General features: G+C 59.4%; 13 protein-coding genes. All 13 read left to right on the forward strand.

The annotated features are described in order from the left end of the window. Nucleotides 1–2: 2 nt before the first annotated feature. The 13 genes from pyrH to rnhB all read left to right on the forward strand — a co-directional run bounded on the left by pyrH (nt 3) and on the right by rnhB (nt 12,619). The gene (gene pyrH, locus PSH90_RS05295) at nt 3–746 is read left to right on the forward strand and encodes a UMP kinase (RefSeq protein ID WP_003222124.1); all 744 of its coding nucleotides are present in this window, start codon (nt 3–5) and stop codon (nt 744–746) included. After that, nucleotides 743–1,300 (forward strand): ribosome recycling factor, encoded by a 558-nt coding sequence (frr, locus tag PSH90_RS05300; RefSeq protein WP_263470729.1) that lies wholly within the window; start codon nt 743–745, stop codon nt 1,298–1,300. The genes pyrH and frr overlap by 4 nt, the downstream gene beginning before the upstream one ends. Before the next feature lie 14 nt (nt 1,301–1,314). Beyond that, entirely contained in the window at nt 1,315–2,070 is a 756-nt protein-coding gene (gene uppS, locus PSH90_RS05305) for a polyprenyl diphosphate synthase (protein ID WP_016771475.1), read from the forward strand. Beyond that, complete coding sequence (locus tag PSH90_RS05310; RefSeq protein ID WP_016771474.1) at nt 2,070–2,876, forward strand: phosphatidate cytidylyltransferase; 807 nt, start codon at nt 2,070–2,072, stop codon at nt 2,874–2,876. The genes uppS and PSH90_RS05310 overlap by 1 nt, the downstream gene beginning before the upstream one ends. Further along, on the forward strand, nt 2,873–4,063 hold the full coding sequence (gene ispC / locus PSH90_RS05315) for a 1-deoxy-D-xylulose-5-phosphate reductoisomerase (RefSeq protein ID WP_305382307.1): 1,191 nt from the start codon (nt 2,873–2,875) through the stop codon (nt 4,061–4,063). Before PSH90_RS05310 ends, ispC begins: the two co-directional genes overlap by 4 nt. Nucleotides 4,064–4,117: 54 nt before the next feature. Next, complete coding sequence (gene rseP / locus PSH90_RS05320; protein WP_095180489.1) at nt 4,118–5,470, forward strand: sigma E protease regulator RseP; 1,353 nt, start codon at nt 4,118–4,120, stop codon at nt 5,468–5,470. 74 nt (nt 5,471–5,544) lie between these two features. After that, entirely contained in the window at nt 5,545–7,920 is a 2,376-nt protein-coding gene (gene bamA, locus PSH90_RS05325) for an outer membrane protein assembly factor BamA (protein WP_041478127.1), read from the forward strand. Nucleotides 7,921–7,965: 45 nt separating this feature from the next. After that, a complete protein-coding gene (locus PSH90_RS05330) occupies nt 7,966–8,469 on the forward strand; it encodes an OmpH family outer membrane protein (protein WP_003222140.1) in 504 nt (167 codons plus the stop codon). Nucleotides 8,470–8,472: 3 nt separating this feature from the next. After that, nucleotides 8,473–9,528 (forward strand): UDP-3-O-(3-hydroxymyristoyl)glucosamine N-acyltransferase, encoded by a 1,056-nt coding sequence (gene lpxD / locus PSH90_RS05335; protein ID WP_056783213.1) that lies wholly within the window; start codon nt 8,473–8,475, stop codon nt 9,526–9,528. A gap of 106 nt (nt 9,529–9,634) precedes the next feature. Then, a complete protein-coding gene (gene fabZ / locus PSH90_RS05340) occupies nt 9,635–10,075 on the forward strand; it encodes a 3-hydroxyacyl-ACP dehydratase FabZ (protein ID WP_016771469.1) in 441 nt (146 codons plus the stop codon). Next, the gene (lpxA, locus tag PSH90_RS05345) at nt 10,072–10,848 is read left to right on the forward strand and encodes an acyl-ACP--UDP-N-acetylglucosamine O-acyltransferase (protein WP_150636319.1); all 777 of its coding nucleotides are present in this window, start codon (nt 10,072–10,074) and stop codon (nt 10,846–10,848) included. Before fabZ ends, lpxA begins: the two co-directional genes overlap by 4 nt. A gap of 2 nt (nt 10,849–10,850) precedes the next feature. After that, nucleotides 10,851–11,981 carry a lipid-A-disaccharide synthase gene (lpxB, locus tag PSH90_RS05350; protein WP_370695114.1) on the forward strand — a complete coding sequence of 377 codons (1,131 nt, stop codon included), beginning with the start codon at nt 10,851–10,853 and terminating at the stop codon, nt 11,979–11,981. An 11-nt stretch (nt 11,982–11,992) separates the two neighbouring features. After that, on the forward strand, nt 11,993–12,619 hold the full coding sequence (rnhB, locus tag PSH90_RS05355) for a ribonuclease HII (RefSeq protein ID WP_016771466.1): 627 nt from the start codon (nt 11,993–11,995) through the stop codon (nt 12,617–12,619). Nucleotides 12,620–12,677 lie beyond the last annotated feature (58 nt).

Here is a 12,677-nt window from a genome sequence, read left to right on the forward strand (position 1 = left end):
CAATGGCTCAGCAGGGCAGTGGTTATCAGGCTCGCTATAAACGCATTCTACTCAAGCTTAGCGGCGAGGCCCTGATGGGCTCGGAAGAGTTCGGGATCGATCCGAAGGTACTGGATCGCATGGCGCTGGAAGTCGGCCAGCTGGTCGGCATCGGCGTCCAGGTCGGTCTGGTCATCGGCGGTGGCAACCTGTTCCGTGGCGAAGCCCTGAGCAAGGCCGGGATGGATCGGGTCACGGGCGACCACATGGGCATGCTGGCCACTGTGATGAACGCCTTGGCCATGCGCGATGCGCTGGAACGTGCCAATATCTCGGCCATCGTCATGTCCGCCATCTCCATGGTCGGTGTGACCGATCATTACGATCGCCGCAAAGCCATGCGCCACCTGAACTCCAAAGACGTCGTGATCTTCGCGGCCGGTACCGGCAATCCGTTCTTCACCACGGATTCGGCAGCCTGCCTGCGTGCAATCGAAATCGACGCCGACGTTGTGCTCAAGGCCACCAAGGTTGATGGCGTGTACACCGCAGACCCGTTCAAGGACCCGCATGCCGAGAAGTTCGATCATCTGACTTATGATGAAGTACTGGATCGCAAGCTGGGCGTTATGGATCTGACTGCTATCTGCCTGTGCCGCGATCACAAAATGCCGCTGCGCGTATTCAACATGAACAAGCCCGGCGCCCTGCTGAACATTGTGCACGGCGGCGCTGAAGGGACTTTGATCGAGGAAGGCCAACAATGATCAACGAAATCAAGAAAGACGCTAAAGAGCGCATGCAGAAATCCCTGGACTCTCTGAACCACGCGTTCGGCCAGATCCGTACCGGCAAGGCTCACCCGAGTATCCTCGGCAGCGTCATGGTGCCTTACTACGGCACTGACACCCCGCTGAGCGGCGTTGCCAACGTCACCGTAAAAGATTCGCGCACCCTGCAGGTCGTGGCATTCGAGCGCAACATGCTTGCGGCTGTCGACAAGGCGATCCAGAGCGCCGGCCTGAACCTCAACCCGACCAACCTGGGCGAGTTGCTGCTGATCCCGATGCCTGCCCTCACCGAAGAAACCCGCAAGGGCTTCACCAAGCAGGCCCGTAGTGCAGCGGAAGACGCGCGCGTTGCCGTGCGCAACATTCGTCGTGATGCATTGGGTGAGCTGAAAAAACTGGTCAAGGACAAGGAAATCAGCGAAGACGAAGAGCGTCGTGCCATCGCCGATATCGACAAGCTGACCAAAGAATCCGAGGCCCAGATCACCAAGGCCACGGACGAGAAAGAAAAAGACCTGATGGCCGTATAAGGGTCGAGCTTTAAATGGACAAGACCAAGCAGACTGCGCCGTCCGCGGTGCCGCGCCATGTCGCGATCATCATGGATGGCAATAATCGCTGGGCGAAAAAACGCTTTATGCCGGGTGTCGCCGGGCATAAAGCGGGCGTGGATGCTGTGCGGGCGGTGATCGAGGTGTGCGCTGAGGCCAAGGTCGAAGTCCTGACCCTGTTCGCCTTCTCCAGTGAAAACTGGCAGCGCCCGGCCGATGAAGTCAGTGCCTTGATGGATCTATTCTTCAAGGCTCTGCGTCGTGAGGCCAAGCGTCTCAACGACAACAACATCAGCCTGCGCATCATTGGCGATCGCTCGCGCTTCCACCCTGAGCTTCAGGCGGCGATGCGCGAGGCCGAGGCCATGACGGTCGGTGCCAACCGCTTTGTCCTGCAGATCGCCGCCAACTATGGCGGCCAGTGGGATATCGCTCAGGCCGCGCAGCGTCTGGCGCGTGAAGTCCAGGCCGGGCATTTGCGCCCGGAGGACATTACCCCGGATCTGCTGCAGACTTGTCTGGCCACCGGCGATCTGCCGTTGCCTGACCTATGCATCCGCACCGGTGGCGAGCATCGCATCAGCAACTTCCTGCTGTGGCAGCTGGCCTACGCCGAGCTGTACTTCTCCGACCTGTTCTGGCCGGACTTCAAACACGACGCCATGCGCACTGCGCTGGCCGATTTCGCTTCGCGCCAGCGTCGTTTCGGTAAAACGAGCGAACAGGTCGAAGCTGGAGCCCGGGTTTAATGCTTAAACAACGAATCATCACTGCACTGATCCTGCTGCCGATCGCCTTGTGCGGGTTTTTCCTGCTCAAAGGTGCCGGCTTCGCGCTGTTCATCGGTCTGGTAGTCAGTCTCGGTGCGTGGGAATGGGCGCGTCTGGCCGGCTTCACCGCACAGTCGTTCCGCGTCGGCTTTGCCGCTGTGGTCGCCCTGATGCTGTTCGTCATGTATGTGCTGCCGGGCCTTGCGCCTTGGGTGCTCGGTGCATCGGTGATCTGGTGGGCGATTGCGACTTATCTGGTGCTGACGTATCCACGCTCCAGCGCGCACTGGTCCACAGCGGCGACCAAACTGCTGATTGGTCTGCTGATCCTGCTGCCTGCGTGGCAGGGTCTGGTGCAGATCAAGCAGTACCCGCTGGGTAACTGGTTGATCATGGCGGTGATGGTGTTGGTCTGGGGTGCGGACATCGGTGCTTACTTTTCCGGGCGCAAGTTCGGCAAGCGCAAGCTCGCGCCGCAGGTCAGCCCGGGCAAGAGCTGGGAAGGCGTGTACGGTGGTCTGGCGCTGAGTCTGGTGATCACTGCGATCGTCGGGCTGGTGCGCGACTGGACCGTAGCCGAGCTGCTCAAAGGCCTGATCGGCGCTGCAGTGATCGTCTTTATTTCCGTGGTCGGTGACCTTACCGAAAGCATGTTCAAGCGCCAATCCGGCATCAAGGACAGCAGTAATCTGCTGCCCGGGCATGGTGGCGTGCTGGATCGCATCGACAGCCTGACCGCAGCCATTCCGGTGTTCGCCGTATTGCTCTGGATGGCCGCACCGTGAGTCGTCCCCAGCAGATTACGGTGTTGGGTGCGACCGGTTCGATCGGTCTGAGCACCCTGGATGTGATTGCGCGTCATCCTGAGCGTTATCAGGTTTTTGCATTGAGTGGTTTCACACGCCTCAGTGAGTTGTTCGCGTTGTGCGTGCGTCATGTGCCCCAGTTTGCCGTGGTGCCTGAAGTGGCCGCAGCGCGCGGTTTGCAGGATGACTTGCGTGCAGCCGGTTTGCCGACTCGCGTCCTGGTAGGCGAGGAGGGTCTGTGTCAGGTTGCCTCCGCGCCCGAAGTCGATGCAGTAATGGCGGCCATCGTCGGTGCGGCCGGGCTGCGTCCGACACTGGCGGCGGTCGAGGCGGGCAAGAAAATTCTGCTGGCCAATAAAGAAGCGCTGGTGATGTCCGGCGCTCTGTTCATGCAGGCCGTGCGCAAAAGCGGTTCGGTACTGCTGCCGATCGACAGCGAACACAATGCGATTTTTCAGTGCATGCCAGCGGATTTCGCCCGCGGCTTGGGCTCGGTGGGTGTGCGACGGATTTTGCTGACAGCCTCTGGCGGGCCGTTCCGGCAGACACCGATGTCCGAGCTGGCGAATGTTTCGCCTGAGCAGGCGTGTGCACATCCGAACTGGTCCATGGGGCGCAAGATCTCCGTGGATTCTGCGAGCATGATGAACAAGGGCCTGGAACTGATCGAAGCCTGCTGGTTGTTCGATGCCAGGCCGGCTCAGGTCGAAGTGGTGATTCATCCGCAGAGCGTGATCCATTCTCTGGTGGATTACGTCGATGGCTCGGTGCTGGCGCAATTGGGCAACCCCGACATGCGCACACCGATCGCTAACGCATTGGCCTGGCCGGAGCGTATCGATTCCGGCGTAGCGCCACTTGATCTGTTCGCCATTGCACGACTGGATTTCGAAGCGCCCGATGAAAGCCGTTTCCCCTGCCTGCGTTTGGCCCGTCAGGCGGCCGAAGCTGGCGACAGCGCGCCGGCGATGCTTAACGCGGCCAATGAAGTGGCGGTTGCAGCGTTTCTCGACGGACGGGTTCGCTACCTGGAAATCGCGAGTATCATCGAGGAAGTCTTGAATCTGGAGCCGGTGGTGGCGCTGAACGATCTGGATGCCGTATTTACGGCGGACGCGAAAGCGCGATTGCTGGCCGAGCAATGGTTGAGTCGGCACGGCCGATAGTTTTTGCAACACAACGGCGACACGCGACACTGAACAGGATTGCGGAGAAAGTAGATGAGCGCGCTCTATATGATTGCCGGCACCCTGATCGCCTTGGGTGTGCTGGTCACCTTCCACGAATTCGGCCACTTCTGGGTCGCGCGTCGCTGTGGCGTCAAGGTTCTGCGTTTTTCCGTGGGCTTCGGCATGCCGCTGCTGCGCTGGCATGACAAGCAAGGCACTGAGTTCGTGGTCGCCGCGATTCCGCTGGGCGGCTACGTCAAGATGCTCGACGAGCGCGAAGGCGAAGTGCCGGTTGATCAACTTGATCAGTCGTTCAATCGCAAATCGGTACGTCAGCGTATCGCTATTGTTGCTGCCGGCCCGATTGCCAACTTCCTGCTGGCGCTGGTGTTTTTCTGGGTGCTGGCGATGCTCGGCAGCGAGCAGGTGCGTCCGGTCATCGGCGCGGTCGAGTCTGGCAGCATTGCCGCCAAGGCGGGTCTGAACGCGGGTCAGGAGATCGTCTCGATCGATGGCGAGCCAACGTCCGGTTGGGCTGCGGTCAATTTGCAACTGGTGCGTCGTCTCGGTGAAAGCGGTGCGATTCAATTGCTGGTGCGCGAGCAGGGTTCGACGGCAGAATCACCGCGCACGCTGGCACTGGATAACTGGCTAAAAGGTGCCGACGAGCCGGATCCGATCCGCTCGCTGGGCATTCGTCCTTGGCGTCCGGCCTTGCCGCCGGTGCTTGCCGAGCTGGACCCGAAAGGTCCGGCCCAGGCCGCCGGGCTGAAAACCGGCGATCGCTTGCTGGCGCTTGATGGCCAGCCGCTCGATGACTGGCAGCAAGTGGTCGATACCGTTCGTACGCGTCCTGATACCAAAATCATGCTGCGCATCGAGCGCGACAATGCTCAAATCGACGTCCCTGTGACCCTGGCGGCGCGCGGTGAAAGCAAATCGCCAAGCGGTTATCTGGGCGCTGGCGTCAAAGCCATCGACTGGCCACCGGAAATGATCCGCGAAGTCAGCTATGGCCCGCTGGCCGCGATTGGCGAGGGTGCCCGTCGCACTTGGACCATGAGCATTCTGACGCTGGATTCACTGAAGAAAATGCTGTTCGGCGAGCTCTCGGTAAAAAACTTGAGTGGACCGATAACCATTGCTAAAGTGGCGGGCGCTTCTGCCCAGTCGGGCGTCGCTGATTTCCTGAATTTCCTTGCTTATCTGAGTATTAGCCTGGGCGTTCTGAATTTGCTGCCCATTCCTGTACTGGATGGGGGGCATTTGTTGTTTTATCTGATCGAGTGGGTGCGTGGTCGCCCCTTGTCGGATCGGGTGCAAGGTTGGGGGATACAGATCGGTATCAGTTTGGTGGTCGGGGTGATGTTGCTTGCTCTGGTCAACGATCTGGGTCGACTGTAGCGCTTCGCTGAATTGCGAATCTGCCGCATTTTGCGGCAGTTTGTTTATTGCCAGTTGGAATAAGAAAGGACTTCATGAAACGTCTGCTGCTAACTGCGGTTCTCACCGTATTGATGATCGCCGAAGTTCACGCCGAGTCCTTCACTATCTCTGATATTCGCGTCAATGGCCTCCAGCGGGTCTCCGCGGGTAGCGTCTTTGGTGCCTTGCCGTTGAACGTCGGCGAGCAGGCGGATGATCGTCGCCTGGTGGAATCCACTCGTGCGTTGTTCAAAACCGGTTTCTTTCAAGATATCCAGCTGGGCCGCGAAGGCAACGTTCTGGTCATCACCGTGGTCGAGCGTCCATCGGTCGCCAGTATCGAAATCGAAGGCAACAAGGCGATTTCCACTGAAGACCTGATGAAAGGCCTCAAGCAATCCGGTCTGGCCGAAGGCGAAATCTTCCAGCGCGCCACCCTCGAGGGTGTGCGTAACGAACTGCAACGTCAGTACGTCGCCCAGGGTCGCTACTCGGCAACCGTTGACACCGAAGTGGTTTCGCAGCCGCGTAACCGCGTGGGTCTGAAGGTGAAGATCAACGAAGGTACCGTTGCCGCCATTCAGCACATCAACGTGGTAGGCAATACGGTTTTCCCTGAGGAAGACCTGACCGACCTGTTCGAACTGAAAACCACCAACTGGCTGTCGTTCTTCAAGAACGATGACAAATATGCCCGTGAAAAACTTTCCGGTGACCTGGAGCGTCTGCGTTCCTACTATCTGGACCGCGGCTATATCAACATGGACATCGCTTCGACCCAGGTATCGATTACCCCGGACAAGAAGCACGTCTACATTACTGTCAACGTCACCGAAGGCGAGAAGTACACCGTTCGTGACGTCAAGCTAAGCGGTGACCTGAAAGTCCCTGAAGACCAGATCAAGTCGCTGTTGCTCGTGCAGAAGGGCCAGGTGTTCTCGCGCAAGCTGATGACCACCACCTCCGAGCTGATCACCCGTCGTCTGGGTAACGAGGGCTACACCTTCGCCAACGTCAACGGCGTGCCTCAGCCGCACGATGATGACCACACTGTGGACATCCTCTTCGCTGTCGATCCGGGCAAGCGTGCCTACGTCAACCGCATCAATTTCCGTGGCAACACCAAGTCCGAGGACGAAGTGCTGCGTCGTGAAATGCGTCAGATGGAAGGTGGCTGGGCTTCGACCTACCTGATTGACCAGTCCAAGACCCGTCTGGAGCGCCTGGGCTTCTTCAAGGAAGTCAACGTTGAAACCCCGGCCGTGCCAGGTGTCGACGACCAGGTCGATGTGAACTACGCCGTTGAAGAACAGGCTTCCGGTTCGATCACCGCCAGCGTCGGTTTCGCGCAGAGCGCCGGTTTGATCCTCGGTGGTTCGATCACCCAGAACAACTTCCTCGGTACCGGTAACCGCGTCAGCATCGGCCTGACCCGCAGCGAATACCAGAGCCGCTACAACTTCGGCTACGTTGACCCCTACTGGACCGCTGATGGCGTAAGCCTGGGTTACAACGCGTTCTATCGCACCACCGACTACGATGAACTCGATGCCGATATTTCCAGCTATGCGGTAGACAGTCTCGGTGCGGGCGTAAACGTCGGCTACCCGATCAGTGAGACTTCGCGTCTGACGTTCGGTCTGTCTGCCCAGCAGGACAAGATCAACACCGGTCGCTATACCGTTGACGAGATTTTCGATTTCGTCGAGAAGGAAGGCGACAACTACCTGAACTTCAAGGCCTCGGCCGGTTGGTCCGAGTCGACCCTGAACAAAGGCGTGTTGCCGACCCGTGGTCGTTCCCAGAGCCTGACCCTGGAAACCACCATTCCGGGCAGCGACCTGTCGTTCTTCAAACTTGACTACCGTGGTCAGCTGTTCCAGCCGATCACCGAAAACTACACACTGCGCCTGCACTCCGAACTCGGTTATGGCGATGGTTACGGTTCGACCGATGGTCTGCCGTTCTATGAAAACTACTATGCCGGTGGTTTCAACTCGGTTCGTGGCTTCAAGGACAGCACCCTCGGCCCGCGCAGTACGCCGAGCCGTGGTAACAACCCGGGCACTATTGCAGACCCGGACCAGGATCCACTGCCGTTCGGTGGTAACGTCCTGATCCAGGGCGGTGTAGAAGTTCTGTTCCCGCTGCCATTCGTCAAGGATCAGCGTTCCCTGCGTACTTCGGTCTTCTGGGATGTCGGTAACGTGTTTGACTCGCAGTGCAAGGACACTACGAACGCCAATGGTTCGTCGTCCAACACCAAGTGCAACGACATCAGCCTGAGCAACATGGCCAGTTCCGTCGGTGTCGGCGTGACCTGGGTCACCGCACTGGGGCCGTTGAGCTTCGCCCTGGCGATGCCGATCAAGAAACCGGATGACGCTGAAACTCAAGTGTTCCAATTCTCCCTCGGCCAGACGTTCTAAGCGTCTGACCCAAGATAACGACAATGGATTTTGTAGGAGTGCATCGTGCGTAAGTTGACTCAATTGGTTCTCCTGGCCTCCGTACTGGTGGCAGGCCCGGCGTTCGCCGACATGAAAATTGCCGTGCTGAACTATCAGATGGCTCTGCTGGAATCCGACGCGGCGAAGAAGTACGCGGTGGATGCAGAGAAGAAGTTCGGTCCGCAACTGACCAAGCTGAAAACCCTGGAAAGCAGCGCCAAAGGCATTCAGGACCGTCTGATGGCCGGTGGCGACAAAATGCAGCAGGGCGAGCGTGAGCGTCTGGAGCTGGAATTCAAGCAAAAGGCTCGTGACTTCCAGTTCCAGTCCAAGGAACTGAATGAAGCCAAAGCCGTTGCCGACCGTGAAATGCTCAAGCAACTGAAGCCGAAACTGGACAGTGCCGTGGAAGAAGTCATCAAGAAAGGTGGTTTTGACCTGGTGTTCGAGCGTGGCGCAGTCATCGATGTCAAACCTCAGTACGACATCACGCGCCAGGTTATCGAGCGCATGAATCAGCTGAAGTAACCCATGACCGTGACTATCAGGCTCGGCCAGTTGGCCGAGCACCTCGGCGCCACCCTGCGTGGCGACCCCGAGACGCAAATTACTGGGCTAGCCACTTTGCAAGAGGCTGGCCCAGCTCAGTTGAGCTTTCTGGCAAATCCCCAATACCGCAAATACCTGGCCGGTTCTCAGGCAGCTGCACTGCTGCTCAAGGAGGCCGACGCTGAGGGTTTTGCCGGTAATGCCCTGGTGGTGCCGGACCCTTACCTGGCCTATGCACGCATCTCGCATCTGTTCGATCCAAAGCCAAAAGCGGCTGGCGGGATTCATCCGACAGCGGTGATCGCGGCGGACGCAGTGGTTGATCCAAGTGCCAGCATCGGTCCGTTCGTGGTGATCGAAGCCGGTGCACGCATCGCTGCACAGGTCACGCTGGGCGCGCATTGCGTAGTCGGCGCGCGCAGCGAAATCGGTGAAGGCGGCTGGCTGGCTCCGCGCGTCACGCTCTATCACGATGTGCGCATCGGCAAGCGTGTGGTTATTCAGTCCGGCGCAGTGATCGGCGGTGAGGGCTTCGGCTTCGCCAACGAAAAAGGTGTCTGGCAGAAAATCGCCCAGATCGGTGGCGTGACCATCGGCGACGATGTCGAGATTGGCGTGAACACCGCCATCGACCGCGGCGCTCTGGCCGATACTGTGATCGGCAACGGTGTGAAGCTCGACAACCAGATTCAGATCGCGCACAACGTCCAGGTCGGTGATCACACCGCCATGGCTGCATGCGTTGGCATTTCCGGCAGCACCAAGATCGGCAAGCACTGCATGCTCGCCGGCGGTGTTGGTCTGGTCGGCCACATTGATATTTGCGACAACGTTTTCCTGACCGGGATGACCATGGTGACTCACTCGATTACCGAGCCGGGCGCCTATTCTTCCGGCACAGCCATGCAACCGGCGGCCGAATGGCGCAAAAGCGCGGCCCGAATCCGTCAGCTCGATGACATCGCGCGACGGTTGAAACAGCTGGAAAAGCGCGTTGGGGAAGTGACCCCTGACGGTAATGCTTCATCTGATGGCTGATACCATTTCCATATCAAGTGTGCACAGCCTCTGGACTGCCTCCTTGATTTGCTAGAGGAGTGCGCGTCAGTCGCGCTCCCAATCTTTACATAGGCTTTCCCCTGAAATGATGGACATCAACGAGATTCGCGAATATCTGCCTCACCGTTACCCGTTCCTGCTGGTGGACCGGGTGGTGGAACTGGACACTGAAGGCAAGCGAATTCGCGCCTACAAGAATGTCAGCATCAATGAACCGTTCTTCAATGGTCACTTCCCTGCGCATCCAATCATGCCGGGCGTGCTGATCATCGAAGCGATGGCTCAGGCTGCCGGGATCCTCGGTTTCAAGATGCTCGACGTCAAACCGGCCGACGGCACCCTGTATTACTTCGTCGGTTCCGACAAGCTGCGCTTCCGCCAGCCAGTCAAGCCGGGCGATCAGTTGATCCTTGAAGCGACTTTCATCAGCTGCAAGCGCAAGATCTGGAAGTTCGAATGCCAGGCTTCGGTGGACGGCAAGCCGGTCTGCTCGGCAGAAATCATCTGCGCGGAACAGAAAGTATGAGTTTGATTGACCCTCGCGCAATCATCGATCCGTCCGCCGTTCTGGCTGACGGCGTCGAGGTCGGCCCGTGGTCGATCATCGGCGCAGGTGTGGAAATCGGCGAGGGTACCGTGATCGGGCCGCACGTGATCCTCAAGGGGCCGACCCGCATTGGTAAAAACAATCGCATCTACCAGTTTTCTTCGGTAGGCGAAGACACCCCGGATCTGAAGTACAAAGGCGAGGAAACCCGCCTGGTGATCGGCGACCACAACGTCATCCGCGAAGGCGTGACCATTCACCGTGGCACCGTGCAGGACCGTTCGGAAACCACACTGGGTGATCACAACCTGATCATGGCCTATGCCCACATCGGCCATGACAGCGTCATCGGCAATCACTGCATTCTGGTCAACAACACTGCGTTGGCCGGGCATGTACACGTTGACGACTGGGCGATCCTCTCCGGTTTCACCCTGGTGCACCAGTACTGCCACATCGGCGCCCACAGCTTTTCCGGCATGGGCACGGCGATCGGCAAGGACGTTCCGGCGTTCGTCACCGTATTCGGCAACCCGGCCGAAGCGCGCAGCATGAACTTCGAAGGCATGCGCCGTCGCGGTTTCAGCGAAGACGCGATCCACGCCTTGCGTCGTGCTTACAAGACGGTCTATCGGCAGGGCCTGACGGTCGAGCAGGCGCTGGCCGAGCTGGCCGAGCCGTCTGCGCAGTTCCCTGAAGTCGCCGTGTTCCGCGATTCGATCCAGGCGTCGACTCGCGGCATCACCCGCTGATCATGGCCAGTCTGCGTATCGCGCTGGTGGCGGGTGAGGCTTCCGGTGACATTCTCGGCGCCGGCCTCATGCGCGCGCTCAAGACTCAGCACCCGACAGTCGAGTTCATCGGCGTCGGCGGTCCGCTGATGCAGGCTGAAGGCCTGACCTCGTACTTTCCCATGGAGCGCCTGTCGGTCATGGGGCTGGTGGAGGTCCTCGGTCGGCTGCGTGAGTTACTCAAACGCCGCAAAGAGCTGATTGCCACACTGATCGCCGCGAAGCCGGACGTGTTCATCGGCATCGATGCGCCGGATTTCAACCTCAATATCGAACTCAAGCTGCGTCAGGCCGGGATCAAGACCGTGCATTACGTCAGCCCGTCGGTATGGGCGTGGCGGCAGAAGCGGGTGCTGAAGATCCGCGAAGGCTGCGATCTGATGCTGACCCTGTTGCCGTTCGAGGCGAAATTCTACGAAGAGAAAGGCGTGCCGGTGCGTTTCGTCGGTCACACCTTGGCCGATACCATTCCGCTGCAAGCCGACCGCGCCGCTGCACGCACCGAACTAGGCTTGGCCGACGGTCCGCTGGTAGCGCTGATGCCGGGCAGCCGTGGCGGGGAAGTCAGTCGCCTCGGTGCGCTGTTCCTCGACACCGCCGAACGTCTGCGCGGCATGCGTCCGGGCGTGCGCTTTGTCATTCCTTGTGCAAACCCGGAACGCCGGGTGCAACTCGAGGCCTTGCTTGCTGGCCGGGATTTGCCGGTAACCTTGCTCGACGGTAAATCCCACTTGGCCCTCGCCGCGTGCAACGCCGTGTTGATCGCCTCCGGCACTGCTACCCTTGAAGCGCTGCTGTACAAGCGGCCGATGGTGGTGGCGTATCGGTTGGCGCCGCTGACATTCTGGATTCTCAAGCGTATGGTCAAAAGCCCATACGTGTCGCTGCCCAACTTGCTCGCTCAGCGCTTGCTGGTGCCGGAGTTGTTGCAGGATGATGCGACTGTCGAGGCGTTGGCGCAGACGCTGTCGCCATTGATCGATGGCGGTGATGAACAGACCCGCGGCTTCGACGAGATCCACCGCACGCTGCGGCGCGATGCTTCCAATCAGGCGGCGCAAGCCGTCCTTGACCTGATCGGCAAAACACAATGAGCAAGACAAGCATGCAAATGGGTCTGGATTTCACTCTGGTAGCCGAAGTCGAAGAACTGGTCGCTGGTGTTGATGAAGTCGGTCGTGGTCCGTTGTGCGGTGCGGTGGTGACGGCGGCAGTGATTCTCGATCCGAACCGGCCGATCCTCGGCCTCGACGATTCGAAAAAACTCACCGAAGCCAAGCGCGAAAAGCTCTATGACGAGATCTGCGAAAAGGCGCTGAGCTGGTGCATCGCTCGCGCCGAAGTCGAAGAAATCGACGATCTGAATATCCTCCACGCGACCATGCTGGCCATGCAGCGCGCGGTTGCCGGTCTGCACATTCAGCCGAAACTGGCGATGATCGACGGTAACCGCTGTCCGCATCTGCCGATGCGTGCCGAGGCGGTGATTCAGGGCGACGGCAAGGTGCCGGCGATCGCGGCGGCGTCGATTCTGGCCAAGGTCAGTCGTGACCGCGAAATGGCGGCATTCGAATTGATCTACCCGGGCTACGGCATCGGCGGCCATAAAGGCTACCCGACGCCCGTTCATCTGGAAGCACTGGCGCGGCTCGGCCCGACGCCGATTCACCGCCGCTCTTTCGCCCCGGTACGCCTGGCTTACGAGGCGCGGGAAAGCCTGACGCAGGTTTAGGCGCAAGGCTGATGTTTTATTCGAGGCCCGGTACAATCCGGGCCTCGTTGTCTCTATG

This window comes from Pseudomonas sp. FP1762 (genome assembly GCF_030687105.1).
Lineage (GTDB): Bacteria > Pseudomonadota > Gammaproteobacteria > Pseudomonadales > Pseudomonadaceae > Aquipseudomonas > Aquipseudomonas siliginis.

Coding starts and splice junctions, on each gene's coding strand:
- lpxA (WP_150636319.1), top strand. CDS start 10,072: ATGAGTTTGATTGACCCTCGCGCAATCATCGATCCGTCCGCCGTTCTG.
- lpxD (WP_056783213.1), top strand. CDS start 8,473: ATGACCGTGACTATCAGGCTCGGCCAGTTGGCCGAGCACCTCGGCGCC.
- rseP (WP_095180489.1), top strand. CDS start 4,118: ATGAGCGCGCTCTATATGATTGCCGGCACCCTGATCGCCTTGGGTGTG.
- frr (WP_263470729.1), top strand. CDS start 743: ATGATCAACGAAATCAAGAAAGACGCTAAAGAGCGCATGCAGAAATCC.
- uppS (WP_016771475.1), top strand. CDS start 1,315: ATGGACAAGACCAAGCAGACTGCGCCGTCCGCGGTGCCGCGCCATGTC.
- PSH90_RS05310 (WP_016771474.1), top strand. CDS start 2,070: ATGCTTAAACAACGAATCATCACTGCACTGATCCTGCTGCCGATCGCC.
- rnhB (WP_016771466.1), top strand. CDS start 11,993: ATGCAAATGGGTCTGGATTTCACTCTGGTAGCCGAAGTCGAAGAACTG.
- lpxB (WP_370695114.1), top strand. CDS start 10,851: ATGGCCAGTCTGCGTATCGCGCTGGTGGCGGGTGAGGCTTCCGGTGAC.
- pyrH (WP_003222124.1), top strand. CDS start 3: ATGGCTCAGCAGGGCAGTGGTTATCAGGCTCGCTATAAACGCATTCTA.
- bamA (WP_041478127.1), top strand. CDS start 5,545: ATGAAACGTCTGCTGCTAACTGCGGTTCTCACCGTATTGATGATCGCC.
- fabZ (WP_016771469.1), top strand. CDS start 9,635: ATGATGGACATCAACGAGATTCGCGAATATCTGCCTCACCGTTACCCG.